Raw genomic sequence first — 21,146 nt, 5'->3', positions numbered from 1 at the left:
TTCATTTCCTTGCTAATTTACCTTTTTAAGCATTGCTTGTTTTATTCCAGCAACAAAAGTAACAATACTTAAAGTCTTACTTTGACTAAAGAGTTCAAAGCTCGAATTATCAATCACCAATGTCAATTTATGATTATCTGGATGCCATGAAACAGTTTTAATAAATACAGGTGAATGAATTTCAATTACATATTGATCTTCTTTTTTGCGAGTAATGTGAATCTCACCATTATCGCCTTTTAATATCAAACTATGATCAATAGGAATTTCTTCAGTTAATTTATAACTGCCTAAATCAATATCTTGACTGTCAGATAATGACATATCATTTATTGTTCCAATTGGCTTTTGGATTAATTGACCATTAATTGTAGTCAGCATTCTTGGGATCCCCATCATACCGTTCCAAAGATGACAGGATTCTTCAAGATAGTTAACATGATCAGCACTTCTCAACCAAGGAATAATAATTCGATTGTCTTTTTCATCTACAAAGCTTTGAGAAGCATAGAAGTCATCGCTATCATCTAAACGATGTTGTTCTTCTAACTTAAACTTAAAGTTTTGCCAATCCATATGTCCCTTAGCAAGATAAACAACACTATTTCTGCCATCGCCTAAAATTACACTAAAGGCTAAATAATCTTGACCATTAATATTAAAGTAATCGGGACATTCGGTCATAATGCCGTATTCTTCACCTTGAAGCAAAACAGATTTAAATGACCAATGAAGCAAATCATCTGATTCAAATAAAACTAAGCTACCATGTTTTTCAAGTGCTGCGGCAACCACACAATAATACTTGTCACCGTGCTTGAAAACTTTAGGATCACGGAAATTACTTTCATCCGTTTCTCCAGGCAAATCAGCCACAGTCATTACCGGATTGTTTTCATATTTTTTAAAATCAACACCGTCATCTGAAACAGCTACACATTGTGTTTCAGTAATTTGACCATCTTCATCTACATGCCCTGTATAAAGAACATATAACTTGCCATCCTTTTCAATAGCAGAACCGGAGAAAACACCGGTTTTATCATATTGATGATCAGGTTTCATCGCTATCGGCATGTCTTCCCAATGAAGACCATCCTTGCTGCGAGCGTGTCCCCAATGCATGTTGTCCCAATGTGGGGCATAAGGATTATATTGATAATACAATTGATAATAATTTTTATAATGGATTAGTCCATTAGGATCATTAATCCACCCTACTGGAGCAGTAAAATGAAAAGTTGGTCGTAATTCATCATCATCGATTTTTCTTATTTTCTTATATAAATATGAATTTTCTTTCATTACTTATCACCATTACCTGCAGAACCCATTCCTTGAGTGAGATACTTTTGGAAGAAGATGTAAACCAATACCAAAGGAACAGTAGAAATAGTCAAAATAGCCATAACTTGATTCATGTAAACAGGGTTCGTACTGTTAATATTTGTAATAGCTACTTGCAATGGAAATTGATCAGTATTGGTCAAAACCATTAATGGCCATACATAGTCGTTCCAACTACCTATGAATGATAGTGTTCCAACTGTTGCAACTGTAGGAAGCGTCATTGGCAAAAGGATATTCCAGAAAATTCTTAGATTACTTGCCCCATCTAGTTCAGCAGCTTCTGTAATACTATCTGGAATTGCTGCGAAAGCATTTCTAAACATGTAAATATAGAATGGACTAGACATACCTGGCAAAATAACTGCCAAAGGCGTATTCAAAATACCAATAGTTTTAGCAATTTGGAATTGCTGAATTAAAAGTGTAGTACCTGGGATAACCAATAATGCAATTAATAAACCGAAAAGTAATTTACGTCCTGTAAAATTAAATTTAGCAAAACCATATCCAGCGAGCGCATTTACTACAATTGAACCTATCGTTACACTTGTTGCATAAAATACACTGTTTAAAATGTATCTCATTACTGGGAATCTATGGAAGATGCTTACATAAGCTTTGCCCCAATCGGAAATATGACCTGAAGGTAAGAATGCCTTAAAGTTACTGATATTGGCATAAATTTGAGATTCAGGTTTCATTGAAGAAACGATCATCCAAACCAATGGGAACAAGAAGAATAAAGCTAAAATTGTAATTAACACTGTAGTCCAGATCACGTGAAATCTTCTACGTGTCATAAATTTATGCATTCTCGTCACCTCCGGCGTTTGTGATCTTTCTTTGAATAATAGTAAAGATAATAATGATAATGCCGTAGATTACACTCATAGCACTTGCATAACCTAATTGACGGTCAGTAAAACCAGTACGATAAATGTAGTAGATTGGCGTCATTGTGGCGTTTTGTGGACCACCTTGGGTCATGATCATTGGCTGAATCATCAAGTTGAATGCACTGATGAAAGTAGTAGTTAAAATCATGATTGAAGTTGGCTTAAGCATTGGCAATGTGATGTGCAAGAATCTTTGCCAACCATTAGCACCATCAAGTTCAGCAGCCTCATAAAGTGAGTCTGGAATATTTTGTAATCCTGCTAGGAAGATCAACATTTGATAACCGGCACCCTGCCAAGCAGATACACCGATGATGGCGAACATAGCTTGCTTTGGTGAGGTCAAAAATGGTTGAGGTTTAATATGGAAAATACCTAAAATACCATTTAATAAGCCTTGATCAGGATTAAGGATATACATCCAAAGAATTGAGACAACAGTCAAAGATACAACTTGTGGTGCAAAGAATGAAATCTTAAAGAATGTATTTCCGGGACGCTTTTTATTAATAATTAAAGCTAAACCTAAAGCCGCACCAACTTGAATCGGCATAATAAAGATAACGAATTGTGCAATATTTTTTAAACTTTGTAAAAAGACAGGATCTTTAAAAGTATTAATGTAATTTGTAAAACCTACATATTGCTTAGCCCATGGTGTCAAAATATTATAGTTCGTAAAAGAATAACTAAATGACATCAAAAATGGGATGATTAAAAATGTTAGTAAAATTAGAATAGCTGGAAAAACATACAGCCACCCAATTTGTCTCTTTATACCTTTAACTTGCATAAAGATTCCCCTTTACTTCTCTATTTCTCAAGGTACTTTTGAATAACTTTAGCTTGTTCGTTCATTACCTTTTGTACATTAGGATTCTTCTTGTACAAAGTTACATTTTGAACAGTATCAGCAAATGTTCTAGTTACTTGTGGGTAGTTAACTAAAACTGGACGAGCATGACCCGTAGTTTGGTTTTGCTTAATGAAGAATCTCATAGCTGGACCAACTTTAGGAATTAATTCTTTAGCAACACTTTTACGTACTGGTAAAACAGTATTACCCATAATACGTTCATTAGTCATCAAAGCTTTTTTACTTACTAAATAATTAATCAAAGCACCAGCTGCCTTCTTGTTCTTAGCCGCTGAAGACATTGCGTATTGCCATGAACCAGTAGGTGAAACTGCTTTATTAGTCTTCGGTGAAACTGGATATGGAAGAACCCCCCACTTTAAATTCTTATATTGATTTTGCAAAGTTTGAACTTCCCACACACCAGTCATAAACATTGCGTACTTACCAGTTTCAAAGCCTTTATCCTTTGGTGAAATAGTAGTGTAACCATCCTTAACCATGTCTTGAATTAATTGGAAGGCTGAAGTAGTTTGCTTGGAATTAAAGTAGCCAACTGCCTTAGTGCCAGCAGGATTAGTAATGCTACCACCAGCTGACCATACAAATGGTGCTAATGAATAAAGAGCCATTTCTGAGTGATCATTCAAGTTCATATTAATTGCTGGTTCATGGAAGTGATTTTTAAGTCTCTTACAAATATCTTTAAATTGATTCCAATTCCATGGCTTACTCAAAGTTGGAAGTTCTGAATCTTTAATACCAGCCTCTTTAAACATTTTTTTATTGTAATAGAATCCAATACTTGATTCTGAGTAACCAATCGCATATAATTTCTTGTCATATGTACCTTGGTCAATAATTGACTTTACAAAATCATCTTTTCCTTGAATGTATTTTCCAACTGGTTGAATAATCTTTGAATGAGCATAAGCAGCAGTGTTAGGACCATCCAAAGTTAAAACATCTGGCAAACTTCCGGAGTTCAAAGCGGCATTAACTTTATCTTCATAACCACCACCTGAACCAGAACGTGGAATAAATTGAACTTTGGCTTTATAGCCGTGTTTGTTTTCTTTATTAAAGTCATTAACATTCTTTTGAAGAGCCTTACCTTCAGGGTCAGTATTTGAAACGTGTACCCACATTGTCACGTTCTTACTGTTGCTGCTCCCTTGGTTATTGCTACATCCTGCTAAACCTAGTGCTGCAATAGCGGCAACTGTTGCAACTCCTAATTTCCACTTTTCCATAGTATCTCTCCTTTGAAACGTTTCAATTCTATTCAAAAAAATAAAACGCTTCTTATCTCTAACATAATTCTAATTAATTGAAACGTTTCTATTTTTGACTTAAAAAAATAATTATTAGCACAAAACTATTTTCATTTCCTTTTTTGGAAACGTTTCAACTTACATTTAAATAATAATACCGCTTTCATAGCTTGTCAACAGTTATTTTGTGGTATTTCCATCAACATATCTTACTGGGTACATTTTAGCTTCATTTTTCAAACTAGGATCCGCAATTTTGCGTAAAACTAGATCAACTGCACCATTAGCCAATTGCTCAACAGGCTGGGCAATTGTAGATATCCCCAATGGAAGATCTGAAGACAAATTCATCCCATCAAATCCTATTAATTGAATATCTTCAGGAACTCTATATCCATATTGATTTAAAATTTTTCTTAATTTCAACAATAATGAATCAGTATGACAAAAAATCCCATCAATTTTTGGATGAACTTTTAGCATTTCTAGAATATAAGGTGTGAAATCATTGACAGGTTCTTGCAAGAAAATCTCTTTATAATCAATTCCTATATTTTCAAGATAATCTCTAAAGCCAGCTCTTCTTAGCATCGTTCCGTTAGGATACTTACTATAACTACCAACATAGGCAAGACTTCTAGCACCATGCTCTAATAATTTTCTAGCTGCTAGTTTGCCACCTTCATAATTATCTGAAGTAACATATGACACTTTTTTATCAAAATAACGATCTAAACTGACGAAAGGAATATTTGAATAAATATACTGTTCAATATCACTATAAGTAATCGCAATAATCGCATCGATTTTGTTTTGCTTAAGCATCTTAATATATTTTGCTTCTTCTGTTGGATTATCGTTCGAGTTGCACAATAACAGCTTATAGTCTTCTTTATTTAATCTTTTCTCTACATAGTATGCAAATTCTGAGAAAAATGGATGCCAAACTGAAGGCAAAATAAGAGCTATAGCTCTAGAAGATTTAGTTTTCAATCCTCGAGCATATTCATCTGGAATATAATTCAGTTCCTTAATTGCTTGGTTAACTTTGATTAGGGTACTTTCCTTAACTCCTGGCACATGATTAATTACACGAGAAACTGTACCAACTCCTACTCCTGCTCTTTGTGCGACATCCTTCATTGTTGCCATTTTTATCACCTCTTTTGAATCATCTTTTCCATTATACTTCTAGAATTAAGAATATTAAGCAAAAATACTATTTAATCTCCCCCCTATAACTATTAGCTATAATCTCTCTTTCACTTCATTCATCAATTCAAAATTATTAGTAAAAATCCCAGCTACTCCTAACTTAAAATATCTTTTAGCCAGTCGTGGATTGTCAATCGTCCAAATTCGCTGAGTTACTTTACTAGGCTCATACCAGTGTGGATGAATCGCCACAAAATGATTTTTCTTAACAAAATGTTTAGGCCATAAAATGGGCTTTTTAGTTAAGAAGCAATACTGCTGATGTGGATCGATGCGCTGGCAGTTTTTCAACGTTTGATAGTTAAAGGAAGAAAAGATGATGGGATGCACAAAATGATATTCCTTGGCTAGAGCCAAAACGATTGCTTCAATCCCTTCATCGTGAATTTTATTGGTCTTGAATTCTAGATTGATATATAAATCTTTACCTTGTAAAACTTCAAATAATTCACGCAGCATTGGTACTGGCTCACCATTTGCCAAATGAAATTTTCTAATTTCACCTAGAGTATAGTCCTTGATATAGCCAGTCCCGTTAGTAGTCCTATCCAGCGTTTCATCGTGCATGACCACCGGTACCTTATCTTTGGTCAAGTGCACGTCAAATTCTACGCCTTCAGCGCCATGAGTTGATGCGTAGTGAAAGCCTTCCAACGAATTTTCTGCGAATTTTACCGGCAAGCCGCGGTGAGCAAAAATAATTGTTTGATTCATTTTTTCCTAATAATTTTACTTATGAAATGAATTTTAAGTAAAAATGCTAATTATTTAATTCATAAAATAAATTTTTGATAAAAACCGATAAAATTTATTTTATAAAGTAAATTCTGCCAAATTACTTATCCACAAAAAATACCGCCTCACGGCGGCATTTTTTATTTGCGATTAATCTAAAACAATAGCACCTTGAGTTGCCAAAGTATCTCTTACAAGATCCTTAACATCTCTTCTTTCAACGATGCTATCAGTTTCTTCAATATATTCCTTATAATGTGGAGTTTGTACATGGTAATCATATGCCTTGTCGTTTGCATAAACTTCAACGAAGTACCATTCGTTAGGATTATCCTTATTAGTACCAGACATCATGATTTCCATACCTGGTTCAGAAGCAATACTGGTAGTCATTTCTTTCTTAACTGAATGAGCGTATTCTTCTTCCTTGCCAGCCTTAGCTTCAACTTTAACTAAACGCATAACGAAGTTGTCAGCATAGCTGTTCAAAGCCTTTTGAGCATGGGTAGTAATAACTTCTGGCTTCAAGTTGATTACTTTCTTGTCACTAGAAATATTATCAACGATTTCTGCAAAGTCATCAGCATTTGAAGCTGCAATGTGCAAATCTTCAGCACCCTTATTACGGAATAATTCAATTTCGTAATTGTCTTCGCCTTTAGCATCATCGTGACCGCTACCGATTAATAATGTACCTTCTTCAGCTGGAATTGATGCATGCATATTGTTTTCAGCTTGACGAATATATTCATCACGATCATCTTTTGCAATAGTTAACTTAGCAATTTTAAAAATTGGTGTTTCATCCATTTTACTTGCCTCATATCTTAATTTTTACACACCTATTATTATAAGCTAATGTACTAAAATAGAACGATTATTTACCAGTTAATTCGTCAATACGAACATTTCGTGCTGGCCATTCGCTTTTGACATATTCCACTTCATGACCATTGCTTTCTAATAAAGCAAATTCCGCATTGTGAAAACCGCGAAACTTCCGTCCATTAGCCTTTTCACGAATATATTGACTCATGCTATCGCCGTGACCAACGACCAAAATATTTTCGCCATCTTGAGCATCACGCAAAATTAAATTAATTCCACGCTCCATTCGCTCAACAACTTCTCGATTATCCTCAACAGAATTCTTAAAAATACGACTAAACGGCCACCAAATAGTCTTGCGACCCTCATACGCACCGTAATTCTTTTCTTTAAGTTCTCTAAGACGTTCATATTCCATCTCAGGGCCAACGATAATCTCTAAAGTATCGCTTGCCCTCTCTTGAGTCGAGCAATAAGCCTTATCAAACACAATACCATTTTGAGCAAAATAATCGCGAACAGCTTCAGCTTGCTTAACTCCTAATTTAGTTAGAGCAGAATCGCAACTACCCTGCATCCGATGTTCTTTATTAAATAAAGTTTGTCCATGTCTAACCAAATACAAATTTATTGTCATTTAAAGTTATCCCAAATCTTCTGCGGGCCACACATACTCATCAAAATGAACTTTATCGCCATCAACTGTCAACTTAACAATTGAGGCATTGGCAAAACCAGGAAAGTTAGGATTATCAGTTGCATCCCTAACATATCTAGCCAAAATATCGCCGTGGCCGCAAACAAGTGCGGTTTCACCATCGTCAATGCCATCCATAATTTCCACAACGGCGCGGCGCATGCGAGCTACAACGTCTTCATTTTTTTCCATAGTTGGATCAACATTAGAATTACCGTAGTTCCATGGCAACAAGAATTCATCGCGGCCTTCAAAGATACCGTAGCACTTTTCCCGCAAGTCTTTCAAACGCGTATATGGCATCTTGTGGTCCGTAATAATTTCCAAGGTGTCGCATGCTCTTTCTTGTGTTGAAGAAAAAGCTTTATCAAAGTGAGTGTGATGTTTTTGGAAGTAATCGCGCGCCATTTCTACTTGGCGGATACCCTTCTCGTTAAGTGGTGAATCACAACGCCCTTGCACCTTATGGTAGTAATTAAAATAAGTCTGTCCATGACGAACTAGATATAAAGTTTTTGTCACAAAAATTTCCCCCGTATTTTCACGTTTTCTATATCTTATCAAAAAAGCACGCTTAATGCGTGCTCTTTGGCTATTTTAATTCTAAGGTCTGAAACTGTTGTTGAATTCTTTACTATCCACAATAAATGATGGCACACTGATGAAGTGCATTGAATATATATTACCGGTTCTTGAAATACTGAAGCCATAATAATTGTAGTCGCCATCATGACGAGAACCTTGGGTGTTGAAGATGTCACCAGCGTGTTCCCATTCACGGTAAAGATTTCTGTCGCCACGTTGAGCTTCACCAGCACCGGCAAAGCCGAAGATCATTTGCTTCAAGCCAAAGTAAATGTCACGTTTCATTTCACCCATTGGCATGGTCTTTTTATTAATGGTAAAACCAGCCATGTCTTCAACGTAGTTGTCATCTAAGTTAAGGCCATTCTTCTTGCAGGCTCTAACGATTCCGGCAACATAGTGACCATTATCTTTGATACTGTGGCCGTGATCTTGATATTCTTTAGCAACATCATCAGCTAACTTTTGTGTACCTTCGCTGTAAACCCATGGACGCAAGCCAAGTTGCCCACGTGCACTGTTAATTACACGCAAAGAGAATTCAGCCAATTCCTTTTTATCTTTAGCTGAAAGATGGTCAGGATCAATCATCTTGTCATCGTCTTTGCTTTCTCCAGCTACGATACGCGAGAAGTTGTTGATCTCCATACCTTCCATAGAAGCCTTAACGAATTCAGGACTTGGGCTACCCTTATATGCATCAAGCAATGCGGAAAGAGTGTAGCCGCTTGGCATCCTGATTGCTGCTTGAGCATAAAGATTAGTTGCTGGAGCTGTATTCTTCACTGTTTTGACATTTCTAGCCAAAATCCAATAAGAGTTGGCATTAAGCTTATAAGCTGAATATTTCTTCTTGCCAATTCTTATATAACCTTTTTTGGAATAAGAATATTTTCTACTGGCGTAAGCGTAGTAATTAGTCTTTTTGCCCTTCGAAGTATAAAGTCGGACTTTCTTACTGCCTTTTACTTGTACTTTACCCTTGGTAGCAGCTTGCACAGTTTGTGGTGTGGCATATTCCGTGACTGCAGTAGCGGAAGTTAGCAAGCAAACACTGGCAAGTAAAGTCATCATTATCTTTTTGAACATATGGTTTACCTCCGTTGTTCCCTGTACACTACCAGTATCCCTTATAACTTATATGGTTATTATAGCAAAAAAGGCGCGCAACTTGAATGTAAGCGCGTGCCTTTTAGCCGTTATTAAATTGTTATTTTCGAGGCTGCTTATTAGTACCAACCGTTTGCTTGCCAGAATGACTTAGCAGCTGACCATGAACCGTAACGACTCTTTACGTAGTTGTCAGCAACTCTTTCTTGGTTGGCAGCTGAGTAGTCACCGTTCAAGTATGAAGCTGAAAGTTGGTATTTACCTACGTATTGACCGTTAGAAGCACTGTATGAGCCACCTGATTCACGGTTAGCAATCCAAGCCTTAGCACTTGCTTCTGAGCCTGATGCGTTTGAAGTGTATGATGAAGCGCTAGTATTTGAAGCAGTTTGAGTGTTTTGAGTTTGTGATTGTGCTGGAGCTTGAGTTGAAGCTTGAGCAGTAGTTTGAGTTTGTGATTGTGCTGGAGCTTGAGTTGAAGCTTGAGCAGTAGTTTGAGTTTGGGTAGCAACTGCGTGGTAACCAATAGTTACGTACTTAGCACGAACCCATTGGTTCTTACCTAAGTCGTACCACTTGTGGCCCTTTGAATCGTAAGCAGTCTTGATAACTTTCCATGAAGTGTTGCTTGCTAAAATTTGACCAGTTGCTACTGGGTTTTCATAGTTGTTGTATACGTTGATTGAGTTATTTGAAACGTAGTTTACAGTTACTACACTTGCATCGTTTTGGACGATAGCAGCTTGTGCAGTGTTTGAACCTGCGTTGTTTGCTACTACTAAACCTGTAACTGACATAGCAGCTACTGCAATTGACTTAACTAAGATAGATTTGATTTTCAAAAAAATTCTCTCCTTAAAGTTTAAAAAATAATAAGTAACGAATTTTCACTTATTCGTCTGTCTCATTCAATTGACAAGTTATATACTACAGTGCTTTCGTTGCAGAACCATAACAGGAATATCACTCGCTTATTAAGAAAGTATTACTGAATGTGTCACCTTTGTAACATTTGTAATATTTATGTAAATTATTTTTGATGATGCAAAATGTTGTTATGTCAACGTTTTAACCCACTTTTTACTTTTTATTTGCTATGTGCAAAAGCATGTTCGCTCTTAACACTCTGAAACATTTCTGCAAAAACTATTACAGAAAAAAAGATCAATGTTATCCATTGACCTTTTTCTACCTATTAATAATGTAATTATTACCTATTTATAGAACGCGCCATTCTTGAAATAGTATGATTCAAGCCGCGAATTGTTTTACTTAATTCAAAGATAGTCTCTGTTGGAGACAACACGCCCCATGCGGCGTCCCCGATATGTTGGATATCGACACCGCAAGTCTTGTTTTTTAGCGCAATCTCGTGAATCACGTCCTTGCCAGAACTCTCCTGACTAGTACCAATCGTACTCATTACCAAGCCATCATGTTGATGAACGATTTTGACAATCTTAATCAACTCATCGCTAGTAAATCCTGGCACAGTGCCTTTTGCGTCCTTAACTTCCAGACCGCTAACTTTAGGCTCAAACACATCAAATAAGTTAAGCAAAATCAGGTCCGCACCAAAGGCAGCCGCAATTTCTGACATCGTTAAGCCATCAATGGCAGGTTGAATTACTACGTTTTCGCTTAAAACGGTCCGGCCTTCGCTAGCCTTAATGCTTTACTTAAGCTCGTCACCGTTCATTTTTAACAATTCACTAGAATTTGCACTAATTAATCTTGCTATCATTATTTAGCCTTATTTTCTTCCATAAGTTGACGCTTGTTCAATGCGGACATGAATGGCATGTAAATCAAAACGTCTAATACAATATTGATCAGCTGCAAAATTGATCCTGTGATACTACTAGTTACCAAGAATCCAGAAATAAGTGGTGGCATAGTCCAAGTAATAACAGTACCGTTACATAATGGAACTAAGCCCCCAGATTTCTTATCAGCCATAATAAATCCTCTTCCATATACTACAAAAAACAGAGCTCTTACATTGTTCTTTGGTATATACTTTTATGACACCGTAATACAATGAAAGCGCTTAATTTACCAGTATTTTAAAAAAAGTTTTTGAGAATATTTTCATCTTTGCAGCAATTGGCTTAAGTGCTATAGTTAAGGTGTATTTTCAAATAAAAGCGAGGAATAAAAATTATGAGTAAATATGTTGTTACATTAAACGAAGAAGATTTACAAATGATCAAGGATTGTCACTCAAAGAACCCTTCAATCATGAAAGCTATGAACGAAGCTAAGAAAGTCGAAGACTAATAAAATTTTTTGGATCTCTAAATCAAAAAAGACCGAAATTCTAATCGAATTTCGATCTTTTTATTTTTGCTTGTTTTTCTTTATTTCTTTTTTTATTATTCTACTTCGGTTCCTTGCGGATCGTTATAGTTATAAACCTTTACGACGTCGCCTTTACCGTCTAAAACGACGACGTTGCCGTCATTATGTGGATAAATTAACGGATCAGAGTGCGAGCCACCATCCGTAAAGACGCGAGCAGGTTCGCCCGGATATTGCATCTTTCTCACAATACAATGATCTGGCGACAAGCGATTCATCAAGCGACCATCATCAAACACGCCTTCTAGTCCACAAGTTGGCGTATGACCCACGATGATTGTCTTCTTGGTCTTATTATGAGCGATCTTTTTATTTAAAGTGTCGGAATACCAAAATCTTTCTCTGGCCCAGATGCGGTAAAAGTCATAATCGATCTTAAAGCCATGATCAACACTATTATATGTAGCCGGATCATTATACTTTTCATCTGGTCTTACGCCGCCGTGAACGAACACGATGTTGGGCGTTTCATACATGATCGGGCATCCCGTCAAAAAGCGATAATACCTGCTTGCGCGCAATTCTTCTGGCGTAGCAACTTCCCCCAACAATTGTCTTAACGTATCACTACCACCATTAAAGAACCAGATCCCATCTTGATGTTCACGTTCATTGGCATAATTAAGCAGCATTTGTTCATGGTTGCCCAATAAAACAATGGCACCTTCACTTTTTTGTTCAATTAAATAGTCCAGCACTTCCTTTACGCTGTCGCGACCATCGATGTAATCACCACCGGTAACCAGCTGAGCATATGGGAAGTCTTTTTTGGCTTGTTCAATTAGACCCAGCGTCTCATGATTGCCATGAATATCAGAAATAAAAATATAGTTTTCCTTCACTCGATCGTCTGCCAACGTGTTGTTAATAATCTTTTGGGTCATTTTGCTCTTCTTTATTTCTTTTCTTTAATAATATAAATTGGTCTTCGCTTAACTTGCAAATATATTCGGCCAATATAGCGACCTACCAGTCCTATGCATAATAATTGTAAACCACCGATTAAGAGAATGATACAAACAAGTGATGACCAACCATTAATAGCATATTGTGGGAAAATCCAGTGCCTTACTACAATAAAAATGATGGCAAAAAATGAAACGATAAATGAAACAAAGCCTAGCCACAGAGTGATGTTTAGTGGTGCTTGAGAAAAGTCGGAAATTCCATCCATCGCATATTTGAATAGTTGCCAAATGGTCCAATCGCTCTTGCCGGCAACACGTTGCACATTGCTGTAGCTGAGGTACTTCGTGTTAAAACCAACCCAGCTAAAAATTCCTTTTGAAAAGCGGCTGTATTCGGACATCGATAGGACTGCATCAACGACTTGGCGCGTCATCATGCGGTAGTCGCGCACGCCTGGTACCAATTTTGTCTCCGAAATTTTGTTGGCCACCTTATAAAACATGTTGCTCAGCCAGGACTTCAGCTTGCTTTCACCATTGCGGTCCACTCGGCGGCAGCCAACTATATCCCATTCTCCGGTCTTGATCAAATAATACATTTCAATCAATAATTCGGGTGGATCCTGCAGATCGGCATCCATCACGACCACCAAGTCACCAGTTGCGGCTTGCAGACCGGCATAAAGGGCCGCCTCTTTACCAAAGTTTCTCGAAAAAGAAATGTAGTGAACGTGTTCCTTATCTTCTTGTTGGATTTTTTTCAATTCTTTCAGTGTATCGTCGCTTGAACCATCATTGACAAAAATATATTCCGGCTTAACCGGTATTTTTTTGATGATCTTTTTGACCGCTGGATAAAACAGCGGCAATGATTCCTGTTCGTTATAGCAAGGAACAATAATTGATAATTTCTTCATTAATTAACGTTTTTCTTCCTTATATATTTTTATTGCATCCCGCCTTCATTCCATGCGTCTTGCAAAATCTCAGTGAAATGCTTTACTTCGTTTTCGTCAAAAATAATCAACAGACCATTTCTGACGATATCCATCTTTTCATCCCCATTGATGCTAAGTTCCAAACTAGAAATAAACAATCCTTCCTCGTCTGGTGCCTTCATTAAGACATACTTAGCTTCGTAGGGCTGAGCTTGACTATCATCCACATATTTTAAAGCAATTCTATCAAGCATTTGTTGCGAAAAGTTAAAGGTTTGGATATTATTTTAGCTTTCCTTTTTTATTACTATTTTCAATACATAATTACATTATAAGGCATAGTTTGAGCAAAATTTCACAAAACTGACTATAATAAATGTGTGAAAAGAAGTGACTATGATGTTTAACAAAGAAAACGCAATTGATGCTTCTAAATTACACGTTGATTCTTTCAAGTATCAATCAACTGAAGATATGCCAAATGAGATCTATGAAGAATGGCAAGAAAAGCACATGAACGCCAAGCTCTTCAGTCTGCAGTTCCGCAACATCGGTCAAAGTGCTGAGTGGCAGGAAATGATCATCATCTGGGCAGATAAATTATAATAAGAACTCTAATGAAAGCCCTTAAAGGGGCTTTTTTTGACGATTTTTTTAAGGGCGGTGCTAAGATTGAAGTTGAGACGATCGACGAATGAAGAAAACTTACTTATATACATTTTTAGGAATAACTTTAAACGCAATTGAAAACTCGATGACCATTGTCACTAACTTGGGGAGTATCCTTTGGTCAGCTTCCATTGTTAATATGATGCACGCATTCGGTTGGACAATGTGTGCTTCAATTTTTACTGAGGGAATTGTGATCAGCTTTTTGACCATGATTCTTGAAAGAAGAATGTCATGGAAGCAGTGGCGCAAAGAACTGATCTTTTTGACTCCTTACAGTGTACTGATACAGGCCTTTGCGACGGTCTGGCGCTGGTGGGGTATTGATAAACTGGACTTCATCCCCCGCTTTGGCGTCGACATCTTGGGCTTACTTATTTCGTTTACAGGTTTAGCCATGTATTCTGAGTGTGCTTGGTGCTTTCACCCACATGATGCTTTGTCATCCTGTTTGAAGAGTCGCTAGAGTCCTAAGATGATGAAGCTCTTTAACATCATCGCTCCTTTGATTGTAATTGGAATTTGTTTCTTCAGGAATCACACAGTTTATGCATTGCACATCGGTACTTTGGTCGGTTTATTAATTCAGAACCGCTTCACTTTATTCTGTCAGATCGCTTATGAAAAATATTTACATGTTTAATTAAAAAAGACACGTGAAATCACCAATGTCATTAAGTTAAGACATTGACACTCAATACCCTTTTTGCGTACAACAAATAAGCCTTTTTATAATATTGGAACTTTTAATTAGGCTACACAATATAAGAAGCAAACTGGTGCCTTAACTTTAATATAGCGTTTGTCTTTTCGTCCAGGTCTGACTGGCACAGTGTATCGACTGATCCTACGTAAAATTTTAAGAAAAGTAGTATCAGTTGAAGAGTAATTATATTGTTTATGAATAATCCTGCAGGACATTTTAAAATTTATGATATAAGTATACTTGCAATGTCATTGTGGCACATAAGCTTGAGCATTAATCTGACTGACTGTATTAAACATAATCATATGAGCATAGATTTCCATTTCAATAAAATTATCTTGCTTTGAATGAAATTGGATACAGCCTAGATCATACTTTAATTTTCTAAAAGAACTTTCAATGCCCCAACGTAAGTGATACAGTTTTTTCATGCGAGGCAATGGAAACTCCTGGCGATTCAGGTTAGTTAGAAGCACTTCCCACTCATCTTTACCTGTGTCTGGATCACTAATTCTTACTTTGCAAGCACGAAATTTCACAGTACACAGCTTTTCAAAGTCCCAGCTTGCATCTTGAGTATTCTTTGAAAAGTATTTCTTGTAATGATGTCTATAATGCAGTATTAAATGTATTTTTTCGGTATTTTTATGCTTCATGTAATAGCTACCTGAAATAGTCACCTTGCAAGAAATATCACGATCGCATTCACAATCAGGCAGAGCTCGAATTTCTTTCATTGCCCCTTGCCCCGTTTTAGTGCGGACAACGTAAAAACAATTATTTAGACGATTACAATTTTCAATTAAATTAAAGCCGGTATACCCACGGTCCATCATGACAATATACTGGCCAACATTTAAATGCTTAAGCAATTGTACAGCTGCAGTTTTTTCATCATAATACGACCTTTCCTAAAAACGTATTTGAAAAGACCGAAACATATAAACCAAAAGAACCGAATCAAAATAATTCGGTTCTTAAAGTCAAGCTTTAGTCAATGTCTTAACTTAATGACATTGATGCTGCTGATAAAACAGATAGTCCTGATAATAGCTATGTAACTAATCGGCCTAATGCGGAATCAGGTATCATCAAATCTGAACCTGCTAGAACTATCGAATTAGATACTCCAACCAGCTCTTCAGAAAATAAAGCAATAGAAATATCTGAGAGGGATGCACTAATCAATGAAAGCAGAAGTACGGAACATCAATTAACGCTAGAAGACATCCAAAATTCAGTAGATGTTCAAACTTTGTTAAACCAAACTCATGCTTTGATGGAAATTACAAAGAATAGTCTTAAGAATATCAGCATTAAACAATTAAGACTCACCAACATTACAGACAGAAGTAAGGTTAAGCATATGCCGATTGATAATGCTTTATTGCATACCCTTGGGAGTATTATCATTGGTAAAAATCTTGATCTGATCTTCATATTTAGAGACGGGAATGTAATATCAATGTGTCCTGAAAGTTGGCTTCAGGTTCAACAACCTGATCAATTAAAAAAGAACTTTGAATGGACGTATTCACCATTTGATATTCAAAAATTCATTTCAGAATTAAGTAATTTAACAGCAGCCGTTACTAATACGCCTGAATGGACGCAGCTTTGGATGAAATACGTTCCGATTATTTAAAATCAAGAAATAAAAAAGGTTTAATTCCATAACAGGAATTAAACCTTTTTGTTCCAAAACAATTTTAAATATTAAGTAAATGGTTAAGTAGATTCAGAGCTTTGTAATTATGTGGAGAAAAGATTATGAATAGCAATTAATCCTTTTTAACATTAGCAACTTTGACATATTTATTGTTACCAATGCGATAGAACTTTTTACCTTTGATAGTAACAATCTTATCATTATCCAGTGCTAAGATTGTGCTCTTCTTCTTCAGAACAATATGCTTGTGACCTTTCTTAATGGCCTTACCACTCTTTGTGTAAACAAAAGCGTTATGGATCAAAACTTTGCGTTTCAAAGTATTATTAACTTTGACGTATTCATTTTCTCCAATTTGGTAGAATTTCTTACCATTGAAGGTAAAGATTTGACCATTGTTCATAGCATGAATAGTTTTACCCAATTTAAGGACAATGTTCTTACCATTTTCTTTAAGAGTAGTAATTCCATCATTTTGATAGATATAAGCATTATGAGTCAAAACAATATCAAGAGCTGGTAAAAGCTTATCAGTATCACCATTGCCTTGAATTTGTGATGAATCAGCTGAACCAGTATTAGTGATGGAGCCAGTATCACTAGGGGTTTCCGGGGTTACTGGAGTTTCATCTGGAACTACAGCAATCAACGTGCTAAGTGGCATCAATGTTGTAGTCTTGCCTAAGACAACATTTCCATCGCTGTCTAGCAACTTATCAGCTTTAGACAAATCAACATCATTCAATTCAGCATTACTATCGTTAACATTAAATACTACATAAAGTGTCTTGCCATCTTCTTTGTAAGCGAAAGTAAAGATACCACCTTCACCAGCATTGACTGTCTTTACTGTCTTAGCGATTTCATCATAATTGTTCAATCTTAAGGCAGGTTGACTCTTACGTACATTAACTAATTCTTTGAAGTAGTTAACAAGATCTTGATTGTCTTTGACACGTTCCCAATTAATTTCGTTGACTTCAATTGGAGCATTGTAACTATTATTGTTACCATCTTTAGTTCTTAAAGCTTCTTGGCCGCCATAAACAAATGGCACACCTTCTGCTAACATGATCATTGACGTTGCTAATTTATCACGCTTAATAATATTAGCTTCAGATTCATCAGGTAAAGCCCACTTCAACAAGTCATACAAAGTACGGTTATCGTGACAAGCAACATAGTTGATAGTTTGACTTGGTGATTGGTATGGGTGAATCTGCCAAGTAACACCAGGAATTGCTAAGTCCTTACCGCCCAAGTAGCTGGCAATAAACTTCTTAGCATCAGCTTCATACTTTTCTTCTTTTCCATCACCGATAACCAAACCTGGAGCGTAATTTGGTTCATCAGATCTTACTGAGTTTCTAATATCATCACTGAAGAAGCCAATTGAAGGGATTTTATCTGCGTTGTATTGACCAGCACCGATCTCACGCTTGGTGGTTCTCATATCCCAGCCTTCACCATAAAGAAGCATACCAGGATCAATCTGATTTAATTCATCCCGAATATCATTCATGGTAGTAGTATCAAGCAATGACATAATATCAAAGCGGAAGCCATCAATGTTGTAGTTTTTAGCCCAGTATTTAACTGAATCCAGGATATACTTTCTCATCATCAGACGTTCACTGGCAGTATCATTACCACAACCACTATCAGCTACCATATTGTTATCATCATCGTATTCGAAGTAATAACCTGGAACTGTCTTTTGCAAGGCCTGGTCGTTTGGTGAGTATACGTGGTTGTAAACAACATCCATGATTACTCTAATACCAGCCTTGTGCAAACCGTTGATCATTTCTTTCATTTCCATGATTCTTGCGGTTGGATTAGCTGCGTTGCTTGAATAGCTTCCTTCTGGAACATTATAGTTCTTAGGATCATAACCCCAATTATAAGTTCCATCATTCTTAGTTTCATCAATACTTGCGAAGTCAAACATTGGCATAATTTGAACATGAGTAATGCCTAATGACTTCAAGTAATCCAAACCAGTGACCTGGCCATCAGGAGCTATGCCTGATTCAATCATGCCTAAATATTTACCTTTATCTTTAATACCTGAGTTTGGATCACTCGTAAAGTCACGAATGCTGGTTTCATAGATAATTGCATTAGTTGGGCTTGAGAATGAAGGCATTCTATTAAAGTCATCTGGTTTAATTGCATCATAATCTTCAATAACTGAACGATCACCATTGATGGTTACTGCCTTTGAGTATGGATCATTACTTTTAGTCTCGCTACCATCACCGAAGGTTAAGCTGTAATCATATGCCCAATTCTTGTAATCACCTGGAAGAGATACTGACCAAACGCCCTTATCACCACGAGTCATGACAAATGTCTTAGTTGCAGTTGAGTCATTATCTAATGAGGCATATAAGTTCAAAACAACTTTCTTAGCTGTTGGTGCCCAAAGTTTAATTTGGGTTTGTGCTTGAGTGTAAGTTGCACCTAAATCATCGCCGCCATAGTAATATTTGGCATCGAATTCATCAGATCTGACGTATTTGCCAATATCGATAGACCTAAAGTTGTTGTAAATTCCAATTTGATTATTAGTTAAAATATCAAGATCTTTAGCTGTGGTAATCTTAAATTCTTTACTCTTGCCATCCTGATCAGCGTCAACTGCGGATACATCAACAACTTCATTATCCTTCATTTGTAAGATGGCTTTAGCTTCATCTGCGGTCATCTTTTTAGCAGTCTTTATATCTACTGTATTGCGTGATTCCATTGAAGCTGAAGCTAAGCTTTCTGGTGCTAAAGCAAAGCTTGGTGTGTAGTAAGCCGTTGTATCTTTATTTACTAAATAAATATCAGTAGTTCCATCACCTGGAAGTGGAGTAAATTCTCTAGTCTCAGTATCACTACCAATTGGTGAAACATAGATCTTGCTAAATGTTTGGCCCGTCAAATCAAAGTCACCAATTTCATCATCATCGTCTTCCTTCGATAATGATACTGCCTTTTTACTTTGATCAGTATCAGTCCAGTAATTAAGACTTGTTGCATCAGTATTACCATGATAATGAACTTTTATTTTAGCTGAATTATAGCTTGGAGTTACATCCTGACTATCATCAGAACCTTCTTTGTACCAAACTTCAGCCTTACCATTATCGTCAACAGTCAATGAACGGTCGGCACCTGTACCATCTTTATCCCAGGAGTCTGTACCTTTAATCAAAACTCCTACTTTTTGTTCATCATTATCGACTGTAATGTTGGCATAATAACCATAATTATCCTGGCCGTCCCAATTATATTGAACACCAGTACTGTTTGGATTCTTGCCCCATACATAAGGTACCCATTTAGTACCATCACCTTGATAGTGAACAACAACTTTAGTTGTGTTCTTTACCGTTTCTGGATCAGATTGAGGTGTTGCAGAAGCTGAATCATTACTTTTTGCATTTGCTGCTGGTTGCGCATTATTTTGCTCAGTTGCAGTAGGTGTAGCTTGATTATCTACATCTTTTGTTTTATCTTGTTTATTAGCCGTTACATGATCTGTATTTTGCTGTGTTTGTTCGGTGTTATTTGCTGCTTGATTTGCGTCAACTTCAGCGGCTTTAACATTGTTAGTCCAAGTTGCACCAAGCCAAAGGCTCAAAATGGCTGATGCACAAACAAATACGCATTTACTTCTACTGTAACGGTTTTTATTTTTATTCATTATAGCTTCCTCCTATTTGAATATTTCAGAACAAGCGTATATTAAAGCGCTTTCATAAGCAATAGCGAATGTGTATGTTACCGCTAACAATTTTGATTGTTAATCTGTATTTGTACATATGAAAAACCGGATTTATTTTAATTGTTTTTATATTTCAAAAAGAAAAAGGTGGATTTATCAGCATCTAAATGAAGTGAGACCTAAAAGTGAGATACTTTTAGGTCCTTTGCCATGTCTAAATTTAATAAAGAACAAAAAATAGAAATTTATCGTAAATGGAAAGATGAGAATATCTCAATAAGTCAATTGTTTAAAGCATATAAAATGAACTTAGCTAATTTAGATTGATTGATATGCATGGAACGGATATTTTAAATACTGGAAAGCAGGTTTATTCTAAAAAATTTAAAGAGCAAGCAATTGAACAAGCTATCTTTGGTACTAAGTCATATGTTCAATTATCGCTAGAATTAGGCTTCAAAAGCATTGCCATGCTTAACAAATGGCTTAGATAGAGAACACAAAGAAAACGGGTATAATGTCATTATCAAACAGAAAGGACGCCCTGCCCGTGATCAAAGAGAGTCAAAAATCACGCAAGGAATTGGAGAAAGAGATCCAAAAGCTGAAAGAAGAAAACTTGCGATTGCGT

The 21,146-nt window shown here is 36.3% G+C and carries 20 protein-coding genes and 2 pseudogenes; 4 read left to right on the top strand and 18 right to left on the bottom strand.

Going from position 1 to position 21,146, the window contains the following annotated elements:
• Positions 1 to 12: 12 nt before the first annotated feature.
• The 16 genes from BN1206_RS02210 to BN1206_RS02135 all read right to left on the bottom strand — a co-directional run bounded on the left by BN1206_RS02210 (position 13) and on the right by BN1206_RS02135 (position 14,007).
• Positions 13 to 1,305 (bottom strand): glycoside hydrolase family 32 protein, encoded by a 1,293-nt coding sequence (locus tag BN1206_RS02210; protein WP_052542838.1) that lies wholly within the window; start codon positions 1,303 to 1,305, stop codon positions 13 to 15.
• Positions 1,305 to 2,162: a carbohydrate ABC transporter permease gene (locus BN1206_RS02205; protein ID WP_082104743.1), complete on the bottom strand. Its 858-nt coding sequence runs from the start codon at positions 2,160 to 2,162 to the stop codon at positions 1,305 to 1,307. Before BN1206_RS02205 ends, BN1206_RS02210 begins: the two co-directional genes overlap by 1 nt.
• A complete protein-coding gene (locus BN1206_RS02200; RefSeq protein ID WP_052542836.1) occupies positions 2,155 to 3,039 on the bottom strand; it encodes a carbohydrate ABC transporter permease in 885 nt (294 codons plus the stop codon). The genes BN1206_RS02205 and BN1206_RS02200 overlap by 8 nt, the downstream gene beginning before the upstream one ends.
• A gap of 20 nt (positions 3,040 to 3,059) precedes the next feature.
• Positions 3,060 to 4,355 carry an ABC transporter substrate-binding protein gene (locus tag BN1206_RS02195; RefSeq protein WP_052542835.1) on the bottom strand — a complete coding sequence of 432 codons (1,296 nt, stop codon included), beginning with the start codon at positions 4,353 to 4,355 and terminating at the stop codon, positions 3,060 to 3,062.
• A 201-nt stretch (positions 4,356 to 4,556) separates the two neighbouring features.
• Positions 4,557 to 5,528 carry a LacI family DNA-binding transcriptional regulator gene (locus BN1206_RS02190; protein WP_052542833.1) on the bottom strand — a complete coding sequence of 324 codons (972 nt, stop codon included), beginning with the start codon at positions 5,526 to 5,528 and terminating at the stop codon, positions 4,557 to 4,559.
• Positions 5,529 to 5,624: 96 nt separating this feature from the next.
• On the bottom strand, positions 5,625 to 6,305 hold the full coding sequence (locus tag BN1206_RS02185; RefSeq protein WP_052542832.1) for a glycerophosphodiester phosphodiesterase family protein: 681 nt from the start codon (positions 6,303 to 6,305) through the stop codon (positions 5,625 to 5,627).
• 171 nt (positions 6,306 to 6,476) lie between these two features.
• Positions 6,477 to 7,136: a putative quinol monooxygenase gene (locus BN1206_RS02180; protein WP_052542830.1), complete on the bottom strand. Its 660-nt coding sequence runs from the start codon at positions 7,134 to 7,136 to the stop codon at positions 6,477 to 6,479.
• A 67-nt stretch (positions 7,137 to 7,203) separates the two neighbouring features.
• The gene (locus tag BN1206_RS02175) at positions 7,204 to 7,791 is read right to left on the bottom strand and encodes a histidine phosphatase family protein (protein ID WP_082104742.1); all 588 of its coding nucleotides are present in this window, start codon (positions 7,789 to 7,791) and stop codon (positions 7,204 to 7,206) included.
• A 6-nt stretch (positions 7,792 to 7,797) separates the two neighbouring features.
• Positions 7,798 to 8,373: a histidine phosphatase family protein gene (locus BN1206_RS02170; RefSeq protein ID WP_013437317.1), complete on the bottom strand. Its 576-nt coding sequence runs from the start codon at positions 8,371 to 8,373 to the stop codon at positions 7,798 to 7,800.
• Between the two features lie 81 nt (positions 8,374 to 8,454).
• Positions 8,455 to 9,525, bottom strand: a complete 1,071-nt coding sequence (locus BN1206_RS02165) for an SEC10/PgrA surface exclusion domain-containing protein (protein WP_022087446.1) — start codon at positions 9,523 to 9,525, stop codon at positions 8,455 to 8,457.
• Positions 9,526 to 9,665: 140 nt separating this feature from the next.
• Positions 9,666 to 10,388 (bottom strand): aggregation-promoting factor, encoded by a 723-nt coding sequence (locus BN1206_RS02160; protein WP_052542826.1) that lies wholly within the window; start codon positions 10,386 to 10,388, stop codon positions 9,666 to 9,668.
• A gap of 368 nt (positions 10,389 to 10,756) precedes the next feature.
• Positions 10,757 to 11,218 carry a DUF7916 family protein gene (locus BN1206_RS02155; RefSeq protein WP_231575949.1) on the bottom strand — a complete coding sequence of 154 codons (462 nt, stop codon included), beginning with the start codon at positions 11,216 to 11,218 and terminating at the stop codon, positions 10,757 to 10,759.
• A gap of 71 nt (positions 11,219 to 11,289) precedes the next feature.
• The gene (locus BN1206_RS02150) at positions 11,290 to 11,505 is read right to left on the bottom strand and encodes a hypothetical protein (protein WP_052542824.1); all 216 of its coding nucleotides are present in this window, start codon (positions 11,503 to 11,505) and stop codon (positions 11,290 to 11,292) included.
• Positions 11,506 to 11,921: 416 nt separating this feature from the next.
• The gene (locus tag BN1206_RS02145; protein WP_052542822.1) at positions 11,922 to 12,791 is read right to left on the bottom strand and encodes a metallophosphoesterase family protein; all 870 of its coding nucleotides are present in this window, start codon (positions 12,789 to 12,791) and stop codon (positions 11,922 to 11,924) included.
• Between the two features lie 11 nt (positions 12,792 to 12,802).
• On the bottom strand, positions 12,803 to 13,732 hold the full coding sequence (locus BN1206_RS02140; RefSeq protein ID WP_014565619.1) for a glycosyltransferase family 2 protein: 930 nt from the start codon (positions 13,730 to 13,732) through the stop codon (positions 12,803 to 12,805).
• 29 nt (positions 13,733 to 13,761) lie between these two features.
• Positions 13,762 to 14,007 (bottom strand): hypothetical protein, encoded by a 246-nt coding sequence (locus BN1206_RS02135; protein WP_013641576.1) that lies wholly within the window; start codon positions 14,005 to 14,007, stop codon positions 13,762 to 13,764.
• A 145-nt stretch (positions 14,008 to 14,152) separates the two neighbouring features.
• On the opposite strand from BN1206_RS02135, the gene BN1206_RS02130 reads away from it, so the two are divergent.
• Together BN1206_RS02130 and BN1206_RS02125 are read left to right on the top strand one after the other, a co-directional pair.
• Positions 14,153 to 14,359 carry a hypothetical protein gene (locus BN1206_RS02130; protein ID WP_013437309.1) on the top strand — a complete coding sequence of 69 codons (207 nt, stop codon included), beginning with the start codon at positions 14,153 to 14,155 and terminating at the stop codon, positions 14,357 to 14,359.
• 88 nt (positions 14,360 to 14,447) lie between these two features.
• On the top strand, positions 14,448 to 14,888 hold the full coding sequence (locus tag BN1206_RS02125) for a DUF6198 family protein (RefSeq protein WP_052542821.1): 441 nt from the start codon (positions 14,448 to 14,450) through the stop codon (positions 14,886 to 14,888).
• Between the two features lie 488 nt (positions 14,889 to 15,376).
• Here BN1206_RS02125 and BN1206_RS02120 read toward each other — a convergent pair.
• Positions 15,377 to 16,009: pseudogene (locus BN1206_RS02120) on the bottom strand (transposase); the annotation flags it as partial.
• Between the two features lie 374 nt (positions 16,010 to 16,383).
• Here BN1206_RS02120 and BN1206_RS02115 point away from each other — a divergent pair.
• Positions 16,384 to 16,773, top strand: coding sequence for a hypothetical protein (locus BN1206_RS02115; RefSeq protein ID WP_013437305.1), 390 nt, complete (start codon positions 16,384 to 16,386; stop codon positions 16,771 to 16,773).
• A 136-nt stretch (positions 16,774 to 16,909) separates the two neighbouring features.
• Here BN1206_RS02115 and pulA read toward each other — a convergent pair whose 3' ends face one another.
• A complete protein-coding gene (pulA, locus tag BN1206_RS02110; RefSeq protein ID WP_052542819.1) occupies positions 16,910 to 20,494 on the bottom strand; it encodes a type I pullulanase in 3,585 nt (1,194 codons plus the stop codon).
• A 231-nt stretch (positions 20,495 to 20,725) separates the two neighbouring features.
• Here pulA and BN1206_RS09370 point away from each other — a divergent pair.
• Positions 20,726 to 21,146 (top strand): annotated as a pseudogene (locus BN1206_RS09370) (IS3 family transposase); the annotation flags it as partial.

Origin of the sequence: Lactobacillus sp. OTU4228 (assembly GCF_001006945.1) — a bacterium.
GTDB classification, from domain to species: Bacteria; Bacillota; Bacilli; order Lactobacillales; family Lactobacillaceae; genus Lactobacillus; species Lactobacillus amylovorus.
The sequence above is the reverse complement of the archived record's forward strand: the minus strand, read 5'-3'. Positions and strand labels throughout refer to the sequence as shown.